Annotated in this window: 20 protein-coding genes; 12 read left to right on the top strand and 8 right to left on the bottom strand. The window is 65.1% G+C overall.

Annotated elements, in window-relative coordinates; translation table 11 throughout:
• Positions 1 to 28: 28 nt before the first annotated feature.
• Positions 29 to 604 carry an isochorismatase family protein gene (locus tag KUW17_RS08840; protein WP_222478121.1) on the top strand — a complete coding sequence of 192 codons (576 nt, stop codon included), beginning with the start codon at positions 29 to 31 and terminating at the stop codon, positions 602 to 604.
• A gap of 111 nt (positions 605 to 715) precedes the next feature.
• Positions 716 to 1435 (top strand): SDR family NAD(P)-dependent oxidoreductase, encoded by a 720-nt coding sequence (locus KUW17_RS08845; RefSeq protein WP_222478123.1) that lies wholly within the window; start codon positions 716 to 718, stop codon positions 1433 to 1435.
• A 74-nt stretch (positions 1436 to 1509) separates the two neighbouring features.
• Here KUW17_RS08845 and KUW17_RS08850 read toward each other — a convergent pair whose 3' ends face one another.
• The 3 genes from KUW17_RS08850 to hrpB all read right to left on the bottom strand — a co-directional run bounded on the left by KUW17_RS08850 (position 1510) and on the right by hrpB (position 6153).
• A complete protein-coding gene (locus tag KUW17_RS08850) occupies positions 1510 to 2991 on the bottom strand; it encodes an inorganic phosphate transporter (protein ID WP_222478125.1) in 1482 nt (493 codons plus the stop codon).
• Positions 2992 to 3081: 90 nt separating this feature from the next.
• On the bottom strand, positions 3082 to 3540 hold the full coding sequence (locus tag KUW17_RS08855; RefSeq protein ID WP_222478127.1) for an NUDIX hydrolase: 459 nt from the start codon (positions 3538 to 3540) through the stop codon (positions 3082 to 3084).
• Between the two features lie 165 nt (positions 3541 to 3705).
• A complete protein-coding gene (gene hrpB / locus KUW17_RS08860; RefSeq protein ID WP_222478128.1) occupies positions 3706 to 6153 on the bottom strand; it encodes an ATP-dependent helicase HrpB in 2448 nt (815 codons plus the stop codon).
• Positions 6154 to 6484: 331 nt separating this feature from the next.
• Between hrpB and meaB the strand changes: the two genes are divergently transcribed.
• The 5 genes from meaB (at position 6485) to KUW17_RS08885 (ending at position 9750) form a co-directional block, all read left to right on the top strand.
• On the top strand, positions 6485 to 7462 hold the full coding sequence (meaB, locus tag KUW17_RS08865) for a methylmalonyl Co-A mutase-associated GTPase MeaB (RefSeq protein ID WP_222478130.1): 978 nt from the start codon (positions 6485 to 6487) through the stop codon (positions 7460 to 7462).
• A gap of 9 nt (positions 7463 to 7471) precedes the next feature.
• Positions 7472 to 8275: an alpha/beta hydrolase gene (locus tag KUW17_RS08870; RefSeq protein WP_222478132.1), complete on the top strand. Its 804-nt coding sequence runs from the start codon at positions 7472 to 7474 to the stop codon at positions 8273 to 8275.
• A gap of 150 nt (positions 8276 to 8425) precedes the next feature.
• Complete coding sequence (rpmB, locus tag KUW17_RS08875; RefSeq protein WP_019296104.1) at positions 8426 to 8716, top strand: 50S ribosomal protein L28; 291 nt, start codon at positions 8426 to 8428, stop codon at positions 8714 to 8716.
• 141 nt (positions 8717 to 8857) lie between these two features.
• Positions 8858 to 9205 (top strand): DUF2946 family protein, encoded by a 348-nt coding sequence (locus KUW17_RS08880; RefSeq protein ID WP_261397118.1) that lies wholly within the window; start codon positions 8858 to 8860, stop codon positions 9203 to 9205.
• A gap of 56 nt (positions 9206 to 9261) precedes the next feature.
• A complete protein-coding gene (locus KUW17_RS08885; protein WP_222478137.1) occupies positions 9262 to 9750 on the top strand; it encodes a copper chaperone PCu(A)C in 489 nt (162 codons plus the stop codon).
• Between the two features lie 95 nt (positions 9751 to 9845).
• Here KUW17_RS08885 and KUW17_RS08890 read toward each other — a convergent pair whose 3' ends face one another.
• On the bottom strand, positions 9846 to 10547 hold the full coding sequence (locus KUW17_RS08890; RefSeq protein ID WP_222478139.1) for an NAD-dependent deacylase: 702 nt from the start codon (positions 10545 to 10547) through the stop codon (positions 9846 to 9848).
• Positions 10548 to 10597: 50 nt separating this feature from the next.
• On the opposite strand from KUW17_RS08890, the gene KUW17_RS08895 reads away from it, so the two are divergent.
• On the top strand, positions 10598 to 11035 hold the full coding sequence (locus KUW17_RS08895) for a low molecular weight protein-tyrosine-phosphatase (protein ID WP_222478141.1): 438 nt from the start codon (positions 10598 to 10600) through the stop codon (positions 11033 to 11035).
• 15 nt (positions 11036 to 11050) lie between these two features.
• On the opposite strand, the gene KUW17_RS08900 is transcribed toward KUW17_RS08895, so the two are convergent.
• The 3 genes from KUW17_RS08900 to KUW17_RS08910 form a co-directional block, all read right to left on the bottom strand.
• Positions 11051 to 12016, bottom strand: coding sequence for a LysR family transcriptional regulator (locus KUW17_RS08900; RefSeq protein WP_222478143.1), 966 nt, complete (start codon positions 12014 to 12016; stop codon positions 11051 to 11053).
• Between the two features lie 168 nt (positions 12017 to 12184).
• Positions 12185 to 12496 carry a hypothetical protein gene (locus KUW17_RS08905; protein ID WP_222478145.1) on the bottom strand — a complete coding sequence of 104 codons (312 nt, stop codon included), beginning with the start codon at positions 12494 to 12496 and terminating at the stop codon, positions 12185 to 12187.
• Between the two features lie 149 nt (positions 12497 to 12645).
• The gene (locus KUW17_RS08910) at positions 12646 to 12828 is read right to left on the bottom strand and encodes a hypothetical protein (RefSeq protein WP_222478146.1); all 183 of its coding nucleotides are present in this window, start codon (positions 12826 to 12828) and stop codon (positions 12646 to 12648) included.
• 211 nt (positions 12829 to 13039) lie between these two features.
• Here KUW17_RS08910 and KUW17_RS08915 point away from each other — a divergent pair, with 211 nt between their 5' ends.
• The gene (locus tag KUW17_RS08915; protein ID WP_222478148.1) at positions 13040 to 13795 is read left to right on the top strand and encodes a hypothetical protein; all 756 of its coding nucleotides are present in this window, start codon (positions 13040 to 13042) and stop codon (positions 13793 to 13795) included.
• A 155-nt stretch (positions 13796 to 13950) separates the two neighbouring features.
• Here KUW17_RS08915 and KUW17_RS08920 read toward each other — a convergent pair whose 3' ends face one another.
• Positions 13951 to 15333: a hypothetical protein gene (locus KUW17_RS08920; RefSeq protein WP_222478151.1), complete on the bottom strand. Its 1383-nt coding sequence runs from the start codon at positions 15331 to 15333 to the stop codon at positions 13951 to 13953.
• Between KUW17_RS08920 and lepA the strand changes: the two genes are divergently transcribed.
• The 3 genes from lepA (at position 15280) to KUW17_RS08935 (ending at position 18755) form a co-directional block, all read left to right on the top strand.
• On the top strand, positions 15280 to 17079 hold the full coding sequence (gene lepA, locus KUW17_RS08925) for a translation elongation factor 4 (protein ID WP_222478153.1): 1800 nt from the start codon (positions 15280 to 15282) through the stop codon (positions 17077 to 17079). The genes KUW17_RS08920 and lepA overlap by 54 nt on opposite strands.
• Before the next feature lie 346 nt (positions 17080 to 17425).
• Complete coding sequence (locus KUW17_RS08930) at positions 17426 to 18238, top strand: DUF3800 domain-containing protein (protein WP_222478155.1); 813 nt, start codon at positions 17426 to 17428, stop codon at positions 18236 to 18238.
• 199 nt (positions 18239 to 18437) lie between these two features.
• Entirely contained in the window at positions 18438 to 18755 is a 318-nt protein-coding gene (locus KUW17_RS08935) for a hypothetical protein (protein WP_222478157.1), read from the top strand.
• The last annotated feature ends 64 nt before the right edge of the window (positions 18756 to 18819 follow it).

Raw genomic sequence — 18819 nt, forward strand, 5'->3', positions numbered from 1 at the left:
GCCTGTATTCGAGCGGGAGGAGATTTTCATGCACCATGCCACAGCCCTGTTGATTGTCGACATGCAGCAGGAGATGGCCAACGTGGCGGCCTCCGGCCGTCCGCAGGCCAACCCGGATGCGCAGGAGAAAGCGGCGGAGCTGGCCGCAGCTTTCCGCGCGGCGGGGCTGCCGGTGGTGCATGTGATGCATGACGACCCGCGGCCCGAGAGCAGGTTCCGCCGCGACCTGCCCAGCGGCCGGCCCTTGCCCTGCGCGGTGCCGCAGGAGGGCGAGGCGGTGTTCTGGAAGACCGGCTCTTCCGGGTTCTATGGCACCGGGCTGGAGCGCCACCTGCGGGACGCCGGGATCAGCCGTCTGGTGATCATTGGCGGGGTTGCGGCGTTCTGCGTCAACTCCACTGCCCGCTCCGCCGCCAGCCTGGGGTTTGAAATCCAGGTGGTGGAGGATGCGCTCATTGCCTTCGACATGCCCGCGCGCAAGGGCGGCATGCTGGACGCGGAAACCGTCCTGGAAGTCACGCTGTCCGCCCTGCACGCAGGGTTCGGCAGGGTGGTGGAATCCAAGGATGTGCTGGCGGGACTGCCTGCCGTTGCTTCCGCATAGGCGCCGTCCGGCGTCTCGAAGGCTGAGGCGGCTTCTCAACACTTTGTGCGCCCCTTGTGCCAGGGCATGTTTGCCGCCAGCATTGCCGCGTCAATCAGGGGGAGGAAGACCATGGCGGACACATCATCCAAACCGCAGGCGCTGATCGTCGGGGCCGGCACCGGCCTGTCGGCGGCTTTTGCCCGGCGGCTGGCGGCGGCGGGTTACGCGGTGCATCTGGCGGCGCGCAATACGGCCAAGCTGGAGGCGCTGGCGGCGGAGACCGGGGCCAGACTGCACGTGCTCGACGGCACTGACGCAGGCGGAACCGCCGCCTTGATCGACAGCCTGCCGGGCGATTTGCGGGTGGCCTGCTACAACCCCTCGGCCCGGCTGCGCGGCCCCGTTGCGGAGCTGGACCCGGAAGCGGTGCGCAAGGCAGTGGAAGTGACCGCCTATGGCGCCTTTGTGCTGGGCCAGGCGGCGGCTAAACAAATGCTGACACAGCAGCCCGCGGACGGGCGGCTTGGCACCATTCTGTTCACCGGCGCCTCGGCGGGTGTGAAGGGCTTTGCCCAGTCGGCGGCCTTTGCGATGGGCAAGTTCGCACAGCGCGGCCTGGCGCAGTCGATGGCGCGGGAGCTGCACCCAAAGGGCATCCACGTCGCCTGGGTCAATATCGACGGCGGCATCCGCAATGCGTCGCGGCCGGAGCGGACAGAGGCGGAGGGCAATCCAGACAGCATGCTGGACCCCGATGCCATCGCCAGTGAGTACATGCATCTGATCGGCCAGCACCGCTCCGCCTGGAGCGACGAACTGGTGCTGCGGCCCTGGGTGGAGCGGTTCTAGGCGGCGGGACGCAAGGCAAAGAAAAACCCCCGCAGCCGGAAGGCGCGGGGGCTTTGAGTTTTCTGCGGTGCGGCTCAGCCGACGAAGGTGTTGAGCAGCAGGTAGATCACCGCGGACAGCAGCGCGGCGGCGGGCACGGTGATCACCCAGGCGGCCACGATGGTCATGAAGTGGCTGCGGCGCACCAGCTTGCGGCGGCGGCGTTCCTCCGGCGCGATGCGCTTTTCGGCCGGGCGGCCTGCGGCGGAATTCTTCAGGCGGCGCTCCATGTGCCACTCGCGGAAGAAGCCGACGCCGAACACCGCGCCCACCGCGATATGGGTGGAGGAAACCGGCAGGCCCAGCCAGCTGGCCACGATCACGGTGATCGCTGCCGACAGCGACACGCAGTAGGCGCGCATCGGATTGAGCTTGGTGATCTGGCTGCCGACCATGCGGATCAGCTTGGGGCCGAACAGGAACAGGCCGAAGGAGATGCCGAAGGCGCCGATCACCATCACCCAGGTCGGGATCGCCACCTTGGAGGCAAAATCGCCGAACTCGGTGGCATGCACGATGGCGGCCAGCGGGCCGACCGCGTTGGCGACGTCATTGGCGCCATGGGCAAAGGACAGCAGCGCGGCGGAGATCACCAGCGGCAGGCCGAACAGCGCCTTCAGCGACTTGTTGCGGTTCTCCATGCCCTCGGACTGGCGCTTGATCAGCGGCGCGGTGACGACATAGGACAGCGCCCCGATGCCGGCGCCGATCAGCAGCGCGGTCTGCAGGTCGATCTTGACGATCTTCTTCAGCCCCTTGAGGGCCAGGTAGGAGGCAAAGGCGCCTGCCATAATGCCGACCAGCACCGGAACCCAGCGGCGGGCGGCGGCGATCTTGTCGTCCTGATAGATAATCTTGGCCTTGATGAAGGCCAGGAACAGGGCTGCGATGATGCCGCCCAGAACCGGCGAGATCACCCAGCTGGCGGCGATCTTGCCCATGGTGGGCCAGTTCACCGCGGCGGTGCCCGCGGCAGCCACACCGGCGCCCAGCACGCCGCCGACCACCGAATGGGTGGTGGAGACAGGCGCGCCGACCCAGGTTGCCAGGTTTACCCACAGCGCAGAGGAGATCAGCGCCGCCATCATCGCCCAGATGAACACGTTGCTGCTGGCAACCGCGGTGGGGTCGATGATGCCCTTGGAGATGGTCGAAACCACATCGCCGCCCGCCAGGAGCGCGCCTGCGCTTTCGGCGATCGCGGCAATCACGATGGCGCCGCCCATGGTCAGCGCGTTTGCGCCCACCGCCGGCCCCATGTTGTTGGCGACGTCATTGGCGCCGATGTTGATCGCCATGTAGGCGCCAAAGGCGGCGGCGGCGATCACCACCATGCTCATGGCGGAGCCGCCGAAGAAGACGCCGGCCGCCAGGCCCGCCAGCACAATGAAGGCCAGCGCAATGCCCGGCGCCACCAGCGGGCGGGAGGCATAGCTCGCGGCCAGTTCGAGCTGGGAGATCCGGTTCAGATCCTTGTCCAGCGTGTTCCATTGCGTGCGCTGATCTGCATCGCTCATCGTCGCATTCCTGATTCCGAGGTCTGCGCACGCGCCTAACGCCGCTTGGGGCGCGGTTCAAGCTTCCGACATGAAAATGTCACATAACTGTTACAATCGGCGCAGAACGGCCTGCAGCTGCGGCTCGTGCACCAGGCCGGCGGCCTGCTCCGGCTTCATCCACTGGCGGGTGCGCTCGGCGGATTCCGGGTAGTCATCCTCCAGCTGCTCCACTTCGGCCTCGAAAATCAGTGTGGTGACCGGCTCTTCGGTGCCGTTGTCATGGCGCTTGGTGAAATGGTATTCGCCGATCGGCTGCGGGGTGATGCGGGCCGATTTCACGCCCGCTTCCTCCCAGGCTTCCTGCAGCGCCGAGTCCGGGCCGTCCTTGCCCTCGACCGGCCAGCCCTTGGGCAGGATCCAGCGCCCGGTGCCGCGGCTGGTGATCATCAGCACCTCCTTGCCGTCCGCGCCAATGCGGTAGCACAGGGCGGCAACCTGCACGCGGGCAGGGCGCTGCAGCATCGGTTTGATAATCTCGTTCCAGGCGCGGGTCAGGGGGCTTGTCATGGGTGCTCAGCCTTTGTTGTTGGGGAAGTTCCCGTGTTTATGTGCGTAATTGTGGGAATCTACGCCTGTTCGACCGGGGTTGCAAGGAGATGCGCGGGTTTGCCGGGCGGGCAGGGGCCGCGCGCCCGCCCGCGTCCCATCGCATCACGGATGCGCTGCGCGGCGTTACTTGCGCCGTTTCGCCCGCAGCGTCGGGTCTTCCTGCGTCGGGTCTTCGGGCCAGGGGTGCTTGGGGTACTGGGCGCGCATGTCCTTCCTGACATCCGCATAAGAGCCGGCCCAGAAGCCCGGCAGGTCGCGGGTGATCTGGATCGGGCGCTGGGCGGGCGACAAGAGCGACACCTTCAGCGGCACGCCGCCGACGGACGGATGCCGGGTGACGCCGAACATCTCTTGCAGGCGGACCGAGATTTCCGGGATTTCGCCATCATAGCTGATCGGGATCTTGCGCCCCAGCGGGGTGATGAAACTGCCCGGCGCCTCGCGGTCCAGCAGCTGGGTCTGCTCCCAGCTGAGCGCCGCTTTGAGCGCGGGCAGAAGATCAAAGCGCTTCCAGTCCTCGGCCGATTTCACGCCGTCCAGCATCGGCAGCAGCCAGTCGTCCAAGGTTTCCATCAGGCCGGGGATGGAGAAGTCCGGCAGGTCGTGGCCTTCCGCCCTGACCAGCTCCACCCGTGCCGCCAGCCGTGCCGGCGCGCCGCTCAGGCGAAGGCCCAGGTCGCGCACCCCGTCCAGCATCGCCCGCGCCACCGCCTCCGGCGGTGCCTCCTTCCAGATCCGGTCGTCCAGCACCACGGCGCCAAAGCGCTCCTGCTGGCGCGCCGCCACCCGGCGGTCGCGTTTCGACCATTCGCAGGTGTCAGCCCAGGCAATCTGATCGGCAAACAGCTCGCGGATTTCGGCCAGCGAGATTTGCGCCGCCATCCGGATCCTGGCCTCGCGCGGGTTGCCGTCGGTATCCAGCGCCACGATGAACGGCGCCCCCGCCAGCGTGTCGCCGCCGTCCAATACGGCGCCCTTGCCGCCGGACAGCACGAACCGCGGGTTATCGCCCTTGCGGCGCTGGCCGATGCGGTCGGGATAGGCGAGGGCGGCCATCGTTGCAGCGGACAGTCCCGCATCGCGGCGGCCCGCCTGTTTCTCCAGCCGCCGCGCCTCGCTCTTGATGCGCTCCACGACGGGGCGGTTCAGCTGATAGGGGTGATTGCGCTCAAAGCCCTTGGGATCTTTCAAGGCTTTCAGCCGCAAGGACAGATCCGCAGGCGCCCCGCGCAGCGGGTCGCGTTCGCCCAAGAGCGCTGCCAAGGGCGCAGCCGCGGGGCCTGCCTGCAGCAGCATATGGCCAAGGCGCGGATGCAAGGGCAGGGCGGCCAGCGCCTTGCCATGTTCGGTGATCCGCCCTTGCACGTCCAGCGCCCCCAGCATTGCGAGCAGCGCCTGCGCCTCTGCCATCGCGCCAGCGGGCGGCTGGGTCAGGAACATCAGATCGTCCGGCGCGGCGCCCCACAGCGCCAGCTCCAGCGCCAGCGCGGTGAGGTCGGCGCTTTCGATCTCGGCCGGCGGAAACGCCATCAGCGCGCCTTCCTCGCCTTTGGTCCACAGCCGGTAGCAGATGCCCTCCGCCACCCGGCCCGCGCGGCCCTGGCGCTGGGTCGCCTCGGCGCGGGTCACTTTCTCTGTCACCAGCCGCGACATGCCGGAGCCGGGATCGAACCGCGCGCGGCGCGCCTGGCCCATGTCCACCACCACGCGGATGTCCTGAATGGTCAGCGAGGTCTCGGCGATCGAGGTCGCCAGCACCACCTTGCGGCCCTGCGCCTCGGGCTGGATCGTCGCGCGCTGCTCGGCAAAGGGCAGGGCGCCGAACAGCGGCCGGATATGGCAGTGGCCGGGCAGGCGCTTTTCCAGCGCGCCGGCGGCGCGGCGGATCTCGCCCTCGCCGGGCAGGAACACCAGAATGCCGCCGCCGGTTGCCCGCGTCTCCTTCTCCGCCTGCACCACCAGGTCCGCCAGCGCATCGCCGCGCCGCGCTTGCGCGGGCAGGGGGCGCTCCAGCCAGCGGGTTTCCACCGGATAGCTGCGCCCCTCGGAGGTGACCATCGGCGCGTCCATCAGCGCCGCCACCGGCTCCGCATCCAGGGTTGCCGACATCGCCAGCAGGATCAGGTCATCGCGCAGCGCGCCCGCCACCTCCAGGCATAAGCCAAGACCCAGATCGGCGTTCAGGGAGCGTTCGTGGAATTCGTCAAAGATCACCGCGCCGACACCGGGCAGGTCCGGGTCCGATTGCAGCATCCGGGTCAGGATGCCCTCGGTCACCACCTCGATGCGGGTGGATTTGGAGACCTTGGCATCGCCGCGCACCCTGTAGCCGACGGTCTGGCCGGGCTTCTCCCCCAGTGTTTCCGCCATCCGCTCCGCAGCTGCACGGGCGGCGAGGCGGCGGGGTTCCAGCATCACGATGCGGCCCCGGGTGAGGCCGGCCTCCAGCATCGCCAGCGGCACCCGTGTGGTCTTGCCCGCACCAGGCGGCGCCTGCAGCACGGCACGGCCGCGGGCACGCAGGGCGTCCAGCAGTTCGGGGAGGGCGTCTTCGATCGGCAATCTGGTCATTCCCGCCTTATCGCCAAAGCGGAGGGGGAGGTCTAGCGGTGTGTCTATTGATAGAGCGCAGAGGGAAGTGCCTGTCCGCGGGCGGAAGCGAAGCGCCCGCCCATGGGGGCGGACGGGCGCTGCCCGGCGTGCCGCCGGGCGAAACAGTGGTGATTGGTGAGTTTGTTGGCGTTTCAATTCAGAACACTCGCTGCGCAAACCGCATCAGGCGCGGCGGATTTGCCGCCTTTCCTGCGGCGCCTGCTGATGTAGGTTGCCCCGCAGACGGCAGGGGCTGGACTTTGCGGCACGGCTTGCGCCAAGGTCCGCCCATTACGACAGGAAAGCACGCATGGACACCGAACAGCTGACACAGAAGATCCTCGATGGCGACCGCCGGGCGCTGGCCCGTGCCATCACCCTGGTGGAAAGCGGCCGCGAGGATCACCGCGCCAGGGCGGGCGAGCTGTTGTCGGAGCTGGCCAAGCACAAGCGCCAGTCGCTGCGCATCGGCCTGTCGGGCACGCCCGGCGTCGGCAAATCCACCTTCATCGAAAGCTTCGGCATGATGCTGACGGGCCTCGGCCTGCGGGTGGCGGTGCTGGCGGTCGATCCCAGCTCCGCCCGCTCCGGCGGCTCGATCCTGGGCGACAAGACCCGGATGGAGCGGCTTAGCCGCGAGCGCAACGCTTTCATCCGCCCGTCCCCCAGCCAGAGCCACCTGGGCGGCGTCGCCCGCCGCTCCCGCGAAGCTGTCGCCCTGTGCGAGGCAGCAGGCTTTGACGTGGTGCTGATCGAAACTGTCGGGGTGGGGCAGTCGGAAACCGTAGTGGCGGAAATGTCGGACCTGTTCCTGCTCTTGCTGGCGCCCGCGGGCGGCGATGAGCTGCAGGGGGTGAAGCGCGGCATCATGGAAATGGCCGACCTCATCCTGGTGAACAAGGCGGACGGACCCTTGAAACCGGTGGCGACCCGCACCTGCGCCGATTACGCCGGCGCGCTGCGGCTCTTGCGCAAGCGGCCGCAGGACCCGGAGGGCTTTCCCAAGGCGCTGATGGTTTCGGCGGTGGAGGAGCACGGGCTGGACAAGGCCTGGGAGGAGATGCAGACCCTGACCGCCTGGCGCAAGGAAAACGGCCACTGGGACCGCCGCCGCGCCGACCAGTCCTGCTACTGGTTCGACCAGGAGGTGCGCCAGGCGCTGCTGGCGCGGCTGCACACCGCCAGCGCCCAGGCGGCGATGGCAGAGCTGTCGGGCCAGGTCGCCGCGGGCGCGCTGACCCCGGCGGCGGCGGCACAGCAGATGCTGCGGGACCACCTGAAGGGCTGAGCCGCGCAGATGCAGGAAACCCGGGTCTTCGACGGCGCAAAGCTGCGCGCCTCTCTGTTCAACGCGGAGGGCGAAAGTCTGTTCGTGACCTTCCGCCAGCGGGTTGCCGTGGCCGGGGAATTCGAGGACCGCGGCCCGGTCCGGAACATGACCGCGCATGGCTATGCCCATCTGCACATCCAGCCCCGCAACAACGACTGGTACATCAACAGCGAGACCAAGGCGCTGGCGCGCAGCCTCAAGGAACTGGCCAACGGCTTTCAGGACGTTTCTGCCATGGGGTTCTCCATGGGCGGCTACGGGGCGCTGCGGTTCTCCAGGGCGCTGCGCCTCAGCCGCCTGATTGCGGTCTCGCCGCAATACACCATCGCGCCGGGCGTGGTGCCCTACGACCGCCGCCGCAAGGAGGCGGAGGCGTTTGACGAAGCGCTGGGCGACCTGATCCGCTACGGCCGCCACGGCGTGCAGGGGGTGGTGCTGTTCGACCCGTTCCGCAAGATGGATCTGAGCCACGCGATGTTCATCCAGGCGGTGTTCCCGGACCTGCAGCTGTGCCGCCTGTCCTGCGGCGGCCATCCGGCCAGCCAGGTGATCCGCGAGGGCGGCAGCTTCTGGGACCTGCAGTCGATGCTGCGCGACGGGCCGCTGAATGCGGCGCGGGTGCTGGACCTGCACCGGAGCCGCCGCAGGCTGTCGCGGACCTACTGGCAGAAGCTGGCACGGGTGGCGCGGCAGCGCGGCAGGCCGCAGCTCGGGGCGGCGGCGGACGCCCGGCTGCAAGGGCTTGCAGAGGGCCGGGAAACCGTGCAGTAAGCCGGGCAAGAAAGCTGAGTTGAATCACTTGACGCTGTTGCCGGTTGAGCGTAAGAGCAGCGGACCAGTTTTCGGGCGCAGCCAATGGCCGCGCCCCTTGTGATTTGGACCGGAGCTGCTCCGGACCTACAAAAAACGAAGGATGAAGATATGTCGCGCCGTTGCGAACTGACCGGAAAAGGCCCGATGACTGGCAACAATGTCAGCCACGCCAACAACAAAACCAAGCGCCGCTTTCTGCCCAACCTGAACGACGTGACCCTGCAGTCCGAAGTTCTGGGCCGTGGCGTCAAGCTGCGCATCTCCGCAGCTGCCCTGCGCTCTGTAGACCACCGCGGCGGCCTGGACGCGTTCCTGGCCAAAGCCAAGGACGAAGAACTGTCGGCAAACGCGCTGAAAGTGAAGAAAGAGATCGCCAAGGCACAAGCCGCTCAGGCTTAATCGACTTGGCCTGATCCCTTCACCGGATCGGATAACAGACACCGCGCAGAGGCAACTCTGCGCGGTGTTTGCGTTTGTGCAATCTGCCGCAGGGTTGCGCCTTGCAGGCTGCGCGCCGCGCGGGCATATCTTGCGGTGATGATGCATTTTCTGCGCCTATACCTCGGCCTGTTTCTGGCCTTTGCCGTTGCCCTGACGGCGCATAGCGCCGCCGCGCGGCAGGGGGAGCGCGATGCCGCCGGGCAGATGGTGATCTGCACCGGCACCGGCCCTGTCACCGTCTATGTGGGCAGCGAAGGCCAGCCGGCCAAGCCGCCGCACCATTGCCCCGATTGCGTGATGCATGTGCTGGATGCGGTGGCGCAGCCCGTTGGGCTGGTGCTGCCTTTGGAGAGCTGCAGGACAGTGGCCCCGGTGCAAGAGACCGTGCGGGTTTCCGCAGCGCTGAGGCTCCGGGCTTCTGCCCGCGCGCCGCCGGCAGCTGCCTGAACGGCCACCCCAACCACCCATTTGAAAACTGAATATCTACCAAGAGGAGACAGGATATGTCCCTGAAGTCTGTTGTCTTTGCAGCCGCCGCTGCTGCTGCCTTTGCCACCTCCGCCTTTGCAGGCGATGCCATGATCATGGTGCATGACCAATACGCGCGCGTCTCGTCGCCCGCGGCCAAGGCCGGCGCCGCCTTCATGGAGATCATGAACAAAGGTGAAGCCGACGACCAGCTGATCGATGTGCACTCCGACGTGGCGGCCAAGGTGCAGCTGCACACCCACAAGGAAGGCGATGACGGCGTCATGAAGATGATGCATGTGGAGGAAGGCTTTGCGGTGCCCGCAGGCGGAACCCACATGCTGAAGCGCGGCGGCGACCACATCATGTTCATGGGTCTGAACCAGTCGCTGAACCACGGCGATGTGGTGAAGGTCACGCTGGTGTTCGAGAAGGCCGGCGAGGTCGAGATCGAGGTGCCGGTCGATCTGGAGCGCAAGGCCGAAGGCCACGGCCAGATGGACCACTCCACCCATTCCAACTGATCTGCAAGGGGCAGGGCGGGCGCGGCGTCACGCCGCGCTGCGGCCCTCCTTCGCGCCCAAAGCCCGCCCCGTGGCGGGCTTTTTGCCGCCTAGGGTCAGCCCAGCAGCTCCGCCACCCAGGCGGGCACGGTTTCGCTGGCCGGGCCAAATCGGCGCTCAGCAAAGCGGGAGGCGGTGGCCGACGGCTCCAGGTTCAATTCCACCGTATGGGCGCCAGCCAGATGCGCCTCATCGACAAAGGCCGCTGCCGGATAAACCTCGCCCGAGGTGCCGATGGCGGCAAACAGATCCGCCCCGGCCAGGTGGGCATAGATCTCCTCCATGAAATAGGGGAACTCGCCGAACCAGACCACGTCGGGCCGCACTGCAGGCGCGGCGCAGGCGGGGCAGGGCTGGCTGGTCTGCATCTGCATCGGCGCGGGCCAGCGGTGGCCGCAGGCGGCACACAGCGCGCCCGCGAGCGTGCCGTGCATGTGCAGCACCTGCGCGGCGCCGCCAGCCTCATGCAGGGCGTCCACATTCTGGGTGACGATCACCACCTCGCCCGCGTGTTCCGCCTGCAGCCGGGCCAGCGCCTGATGCGCCGGGTTGGGCTGCGCCGCGGCCGCTTGCGCGCGGCGGGCATTGTAGAAGCCATGCACCAGATCCGGATTGCGCGCGAAGGCCTCCGGCGTTGCCACATCCTCGATCCGGTGCTGCGCCCAGAGGCCGCCCTCGTCGCGGAAGGTGCCGAGCCCGCTTTCGGCGGAAATCCCGGCGCCGGTCAGGATGACAATCTTCTGGCCGCTCTTTCCCATCGCCGCAGAACCTCCTATCACTACCCCCGGATCACAGGAGCCGTCTGCCAATGCCTACCCGTATTCTGTTCGTCTGCCTAGGAAACATCTGCCGCTCCCCGGCGGCCGAGGGGGTGTTCCGCGCGCTTTGCCCGGAAGCCGAGACCGACAGCGCCGGCACTGCCTCCTATCACGTGGGGGAGCCGCCCTACGGCCCGATGCAGGCGGCGGCGCGGCTGCGGGGGCTGGATATCTCCGACCTGCGCGCCCGGCAGTTCCGGCGCGGCGATTTCGAGGTTTTCGATCTGATCATCGCGATGGATGCCAGCAACCTGGAGAACATCGAGGCCCTGCGCCCCGCGGGCAATGACACCCCGGTGCGCCTGTTCACCGACTACGCGCCGGAAACCGGCGCGGACCATGTGCCGGATCCCTATTACACCCGCGACTTCGACGGCTGCCTGGAGCTGATCGAGCGTGCCGCAAGGGGGCTCAAGGCGGTGCTCTAGCTTAGGGTCCTGACCCTACTCCGCGATCACCCGGAAGCCGCCCGCCAGGAACGGCAGCTGCTGCACTGCCGGGTCGATCATCTGGCTCTGCACCAGGCGGCGCAGGGTCTCGGCCACGTCCCGCGGCACCCGGTCAGCCCAGTCGGCGGCAGTGAACAGGGAGATCGTGCGGGACATCTCGCCAAACGGCAGCGGGAAGGCGTCGATCTGGTCGTGGAAGCGGCCCGCCCGCATGTAGCCCAGCGGCGTGGTGATCGCCCAGCCGATCCGCCGCGCCACCATCGCCATCAGCGCCAGATGCGAGCCGACCTCGAAGCGGTCCTCGAACTCCAGCTTCTGGCGGCTGAGCAGCGCCTCGACCTGCTGCGAGATCAGCTGCTCGCGGGCGTAGCGCAGGAACGGCAGGCCCTGCAGCTGGTCTGCCGCCTGCGCCGCATCCGACACCGTGCCGCGCGGCGCCACCAGGATGAAGGGGTCGCGCACCAGCGGGTATTCGACCAGCCCTTCGCGCAGCTCACCGGTGGTGGCGGCAACGGCGATGTGCAGCTCGCGGGCTTCCAGCGCACGCACGATGTCGTGGCTGGAGGCGGTGATCATCTTGAACCGGCACTGGGTCAGGCTGTCGGCCAGGATGGTCGCCAGCCGCGGCGTCAGATCGTTGTCGAAATCGTCGATCAGCCCGATCGACAGCGCCTGCAGGTGGGTGAGGTCCATTACCGTCAGCTCGCTCTGGGCCAGCCGCAATTCGGACAGCACCGCCTCGGTGCGGGCCAGGAAGCTGCGCCCGGCAGCGGTCAGTACCATCGGGCGGCGGCCGTGGTCGATCAGCTCGCTGTCCAGCGCCTTTTCCAGGTTGCGCATCTGCTGGCTGACGGCCGGCTGGCTCAGCCCGGTCATCTCGGCGGCCTGCGCCACGGACCCGGTTTTGGCCAAAGCCTCAAACACTTCCAGCCCGCGCAGGGTAACACCTTTGATCAACATGTGAACTGCTCCAATACCTTAGGCCGTTCTTTGCGGTTTGAAGCGGTGCGGTCAAGGGTGGCAATGCCGCAGGCTTTCCCCCTTGCGAAAATGCCGCAGCAATGATGCATCAAATGAAAAGGCGCCCCAAAGGACGCCCTTAACGGCCCATGCCGGACCGGCCCGGGTTCAGCCGCAGCTGCGCGCCGCGTGGTCGCCGAAGGCCTTGTAGCGCTGCCACAGCCGCTCGTCGCTGCGGTTGCTGGACTGGCGCACCACCTGCGCCTGGTGCGGGTCGGAGAACCACTTGGACACGGTCTTGCGCTCCGACCGCGTCAGGCTGCGGTTGGCAACCCTCTGGATGCAGTTGCACAGCGACGGCGTTGCGGCGGTGCGGTCCGACTGGCGGCAGGCGCGCTCAATGGCGCCGGCCTCGGCCCCGGCCGGGGCCAATGCTGCAAGAAATCCAGCGCAAAGCGCTGCTGTCAGGAAGTGTTTCATCTGCTCGTGCCCCGTTCTTGGCAAGCGGGTCTTATGCCCGCGGAACTGGCCGTAGTATGGCGCAATCCGCCGCCGTTTTCAATCGCGGTGAACAGGGTCAGAGGGGGCCGGAGCGCCGCGTCCCGCGGCCCTCCAGCGGTGCCAGATGCTCAGGTCTGGTGCGGCCCGCGCATCGCGCGGACTGCCTGGCGCACGGCCTTCCAGTCTGCAGCCTCACTGTCCTTGCCGGCTGCCTCGCATTCGCGCATCTTCTGCGCGGCTTCGGCCTCGGCCTTGTCGCCATGCGCGCTGTAGAGCGCGCGGGCGTATTCAGCGGCTTTGATTGCATCCATGCGGGTCGTCCTCCTTTGCTGTGGTCATCTCCCGTCAGCGGGGCGCGCGTCTCGCGGTACTGGGAGAGTATAGCGCATTTTGGCGGCAGGCACATCCGCAGCGTCCGCGCACCCGGCTGCAACAGCGGCAAACGGCCTCTGCATCCGGTGTTTTTTTGCCCGCGCTCCTTTGCAAAACTCCTTTTGTTTCAACAGGCAAGAGGATGCTTTTATGAACGTTGCTTATACTCTGGCGCGCCCGGCGCAGCTGCGCCCCGGTTTTGCAGAGGCTGACGGCGGTTTCGCAGATTTCGCGGACCGCCTGCAGGAGGGCCTGGCGGCCGGCCGCCGCACGCTGCAGATCCTGAACGGCGCCAAGCAGGCGCTGGCGGCGCTGCCCGCCGGATGGCTGGCGGCCCGGCTGGCAGGCCTGCGCGCGGATGAGGCGGAGCTGGCGGCGCTGGCCCGCCGCTCGGTGTTCAACAAGAACGGGTTTTACAAGATCCGGCTGGCCGAGCGGCCGGGGTTTTCGCTGCGGCTGCATATCTGGCTGCCCGGCGTCCATGCGCAGGAGAACCTGCATTCGCACCGCTGGCCGCTGGTCTCCCGGGTACTGAACGGCGCGCTGGTGTCGGAATACTGGGAGGACGCGCTGTCGGGGGATGCCGAGGTCTATAGCGAATACCACTACCGCGATGCGCAGCAGCCGCTGGTTCCGGCCGGCCCGGCCCGGGTGCGGCTGGAGACCACCGCGGCCTACCGGCAGGGCGACGCCTATTTCCTGCCCGCCGACCGGCTGCACCGGGTGGCGGCGGACCCGGTGCTGGGCTGCAGCACCCTGATGCTGCGGTTTGCCAACACCCGCGCCTGGTCGCGCAACCTGATGCGCGCGGGCGCCGACCTGGACGTCAGCCCGGCCCCCTGCAGCGCCGCCGATCTCGCCCGCGCGCTGGACTGGCTGTCGGCAGAGATGGCGGGGCAGGGGTGAGCGCAGCCCTGCAAAGGGAAGGCGCCATGGCGCCTCCCCGAACGGAGCGCGGGCTGTTTCAAACCTGAAAAGCGAGGGCGGAAACTGAATAACGAGGGCAGTGCCCGCCCATGGGGGCGGACGGGCGCTGCCCGGCGGCGGCGCCGGGCGGGCGTTTAGATTTCTAATGTGCTTTCTACAGCTGCCGTTGAGCGTGCGGGTGCGGCATCGGAAGGCGAAGAAACTTCACCAAAAATCATATCGCGATAGTGGGAGATGTTCTCAAGCCGGCGCTGCGTGCCTTCTGCGTCTCCGCTCACGAACCACAGGCCAGTGCAAAGAGCCGCGTACAGTTTCCAGTCGCCCAGGCTTGTGCCCAGTTGCTTTTTGAAGGCATCGGAGAAAACCGAAGGTTTAGCCGCGCTTGCTTTCTGAAGTTCATTTTCAAGCTGAGCGACTTTCGCGTTCAGACGGCCAATTTCGGCCTGAAGCTGGTCTTCCGTTTCACTCGCAATGGCCCCGTCGCTGGGGGCATCCTGAAGTGTTGAATTTACTGCGAGCAGCAGGGCAGGCAAAGCCGACAGAGGCTCCAGTGTCTCAGGGAGCGCATTGGCGCCGGTTTCCGCATGAAAGCGTTCAATACTCTGGGTGACTTGCGCAGCAAGGCCTTGCAGGCTGGCCGTAGCGATCACCCGGTTTTCGAACAGGTGGCTGACGGAACTAGGTTCGTGCTTGGGGAACCTCTCCTTGCCTGATGGCGGCGCGTTGAATTCAGCCCTGATGCGCTCGATTTCGGCGGCGACGGCTTCGGGGCCAGCGTTCCAGATCGCATCTTCGATCAGCGCAACGCGGCGCTGCAGTTCCCAATCGAGCGGTTTACCGTCAAGAAAGCCCTGATACCATTCATGCCAATAAGAGTTGAGCCATTTGTCCGCCTGCATGTTGAACAGCATCGCGTCCACAAACTTGTTCGGCAGAGATTCAAAAAGTGGTCGGTCGTAGGAAAGGCCCGCTAACTGGCGGGTGTCTGCTCGAAGATCTCCTCGCCGTTCAATTTCTGAGCCGCTCCAAGCCGATGAGTGTTTCCGCCAGTATAGTTCATACAGTGTCTCCGGGATTGGTCTCGACAACTTCGCGATAGGTGACAAAATGCGTAACAACTGAACTATGTCCTGCATTCCCTCTTCGTCACTAGTTAGCATTTGGTTGCCAAATTTTTGCGATGCTGAGTTTATCTGACCATTCAGCTCACCTGTCTGGAGCTCGGTCTCGCAAACAATATGATGCACCAGTCGCATCAGGTCGGTTTGTGTGAAGTAGTGCCAGCCGAGTTTAGCTGAAGCAAAGGCATCTGGGAGGTACGGAAGTTGACGAAGCACCTCCCTCGCAACTGCACATCTAAAACCTGCTTCGGCGCGTTCCTTTGGCAATGTGCGTAAGTGAGATGTTTCAATATCAATCATGCCCGCTTGACCAAACCCCGAATCCAAATCATATGCCTCAGCATGACTGACCTCGCTCACATCCGCAATTTCTCCATCGTCGCCCATATCGACCATGGCAAATCCACCCTCGCTGACCGGCTCATCCAGGAGACCGGAACGGTGAAGGACCGCGATATGAAGGAACAGCTGCTCGACGCCATGGACATCGAGCGCGAGCGCGGGATCACCATCAAGGCCAACACCGTGCGCATCGACTACAAGGCGCAGAACGGCGAGACTTACGTGTTGAACCTGATCGACACCCCCGGCCACGTCGACTTTGCCTATGAGGTCTCCCGCTCCATGCGCGCGGTCGAGGGCTCGCTGCTGGTGGTCGACTCGACGCAAGGGGTGGAGGCGCAGACGCTGGCCAACGTCTACCAGGCGATCGAGGCGGATCATGAGATCGTCCCCGTGCTGAACAAGATCGACCTTCCCGCATCGGACTGCGACCGGGTGGCGGAACAGATCGAGGATGTGATCGGCATCGACGCCACCGGCGCCATCCAGGTCTCTGCCAAGACCGGCCAGGGCATCCGCGAAACGCTGGAGGCGATCGTCCAGCACCTGCCCGCGCCCGAGGGCACCCGCGATGCGCCGCTGAAGGCGATGCTGGTCGACTCGTGGTACGACAGCTACCTCGGCGTGATCGTTCTGGTCCGCATCATGGACGGCGTCCTCAAGAAAGGCATGCGGGTCAAGTTCATGTCGAACGGCACCCTGCACCACGTCGACCGCATCGGCGTGTTCCGCCCCGCCATGCAGGTGGTGGATGAGCTCGGGCCCGGTGAAATCGGCTTCCTCACCGCATCGATCAAGCAGGTGCGCGACACCCGCGTCGGCGACACCATCACCAACGACCGCAACGGCACCGAAAAAGCCCTGCCGGGCTTCAAACCGGCGCAGCCGGTGGTGTTCTGCGGGTTGTTCCCGGTCGACTCGGCCGAATTTGAAGACCTGCGCGACGCCATCGACAAGCTGGCGCTCAACGACGCGTCCTTCTCCTTCGAAATGGAAACCTCCGCCGCGCTCGGCTTCGGCTTCCGCTGCGGCTTCCTGGGCCTGCTGCACCTGGAGGTGATCCGCGACCGGATCGAACGCGAATACAACATCGAGCTGATCACCACCGCGCCGAGCGTGATCTATCACGTCTACATGAAGGACGGGGAGATGATCGAGCTGCACAACCCCGCCGACATGCCCGACCTCTCCAAGGTCGACCACATGGAGGAGCCGCGGATCAAGGCGACCATCCTGGTGCCGGACGAATACCTCGGCGACGTGCTGAAGCTCTGCCAGGACCGCCGCGGCATCCAGATGGATCTGTCCTACGCCGGCTCCCGCGCCATGGTGGTCTATGACCTGCCGCTCAATGAGGTGGTGTTCGACTTCTACGACCGCCTGAAATCGGTGACCAAGGGCTATGCCTCCTTCGACTACCAGATGACCGGCTATCGCCAGGACAACCTGGTGAAAATGTCGATCCTGGTGAATGACGAGCCGGTGGATGCGCTTTCCACCATGGTCCACCGCGACCGCGCCGAGATGCGCGGCCGGGCGATGTGCGAAAAGCTCAAGGAGCTGATCCCGCGCCACATGTTCAAGATCCCGATCCAGGCCGCCATCGGCGGCAAGGTGATCGCCCGCGAGACCCTCTCTGCGCTGCGCAAGGACGTGACCGCCAAATGCTACGGCGGCGACGCCACCCGGAAGCGCAAGCTCTTGGACAAGCAGAAAGCGGGCAAGAAGAAGATGCGCCAGTTCGGCAAGGTGGACATCCCGCAGGAAGCGTTCATTTCCGCCCTCAAAATGGACAGCTGAGGCTGTCCATTTTCGAGGGCGCGCGGGCGAAAGCGGTTGGCGCAGCCAATTGCGTGCCCGCACCCCAGCGTTCTGCGGCGGTAACAAGACCTATTCAAACGATTGCAAGACGGGGCTTCGGCCCCGTTTTCTGTTTCTGCTTTATCTAAAGTTCCGCCCGGCCGAGAGGCCGGGCAGCGCCCGATCCGCCCCCACGGGCGGGCGCGGTTCTGTGGTTGCAGGTGCCGACCGGCTACAGCAGTGGGTGCGGCCAATTGTATAGATACACCAAATAAGTGAAAACGCTCTGGACTCCAGAAAGGGCTTTTGTAGGGTTCGGTGCGCAATTGCCTGTTTGTAATGTGAAATGAAGCCATCAACCAAGTATGTGCTCTACGTTGACGAGAGCGGAGATCAGGACGTAAAGAAGTTTCGCACTGAAGAGCGGGTGCGTGGTTCCGACCCATTTCTAGTGTTTGGAGCTTGTCTTGTACCTGTGAAGTTCCAAGATGAAATTAGGCAAGCTTTGACCACGTTTAAAAGTGAAATCGGGGTCAAGCAGCTTCACAGCACAGATCTCGTTCACTTAAAGACTGCATACTTTTGTCGAAAGGTTCAGAGTTTGCGTGTTCTGCTTTTTGGGCTTGTCTCCAAGAAGGAAACGCTGGGGAGTTACACGAAACAAATAGCCGACTTGAAGGATACCGAGGCCTACTACAATAAATGTGCAGCATACTTGTTAGAGCGATTGGGCCACTTCATGTCACAGACTGGTATCGGTCCGGAGCAGGTGGAAATTGTGTTTGAAGAAAAGAAGCATGATTACAAGAAGCTAAGGAACCTTATCGGTAGCATGCAGAATACACCGCACGACGACCGGGCGCGCTACCTGACAAGGATAGCTCCACATCGAATAAGGGCGCAGGCAAAGAAAGATGAAATCTTACTTTCTCTGGCAGATTTGACTGCGTTCAGCTTGTATCAATCCGTTTCAAAGCTTCACTCAAATTTTGGTTATCCAGAATTTCGCTATATGAGAGAGCTTCGCCCAAAGTTCTGGAACGATCCAAAGGGCAAGAAGATTGCAAACTTTGGAGTGAAGTACATTCAGGGACCATACAAGATGAATTTGGAAGGCGATGCGCTGAAATTCGCCCTTTCTATGTACCAAGATAAGTGACTGCTAAACAAACATCTTTGATTGCATGCGGCCCGTTATTCCCGCCCGGTCACCAGACCGGGCAGCGCCCGTCCCGCCCCCCGTCATGTCGGAGGCGTGCTTTGAGCACGACGCGGGCCCTTCGCTTCCCACCCCTCCGGGCCGGGCGCTGCCCTCCGCGTGCTGATCGAACCAAGGGCTTCAAAAGGGGCCAATCCATATGACAGATTTCGCCGTAGTTTCCCGGTCGTCACCGTTCACCCTGCCATTTTCGGACATCGCCGGGTTCCTGGCGTTTGCAAGAGAGCAGAGAATAGCGATTGCCAGAATTGAGGTGCTGGATGGCAGCGGAAACCTTGTCAGCTATCCAGTGGCCGGAAGCCCGGACGCCCCGTTCGCCATCGCCTCCTTCCTGTTTCAGTTCAGCGATTGCAGCGCGCAGGAGTTGGTGGCGTCCTTCCGATACTATGAACAGGTGCTAGCAGAAATTGCCGCCGAACCCGGTGGGGAAGCGATGATCTGGCTGGCGGATACCTGATAGACCCATGCGCCACTCTCCGCCCATCCGCGGCCGCTGCGCAACTCCTGCCTGAAAACGCACC

It is taken from the genome of Leisingera aquaemixtae, from assembly GCF_019801145.1.
Taxonomy (GTDB): Bacteria; Pseudomonadota; Alphaproteobacteria; order Rhodobacterales; family Rhodobacteraceae; genus Leisingera; species Leisingera aquaemixtae_A.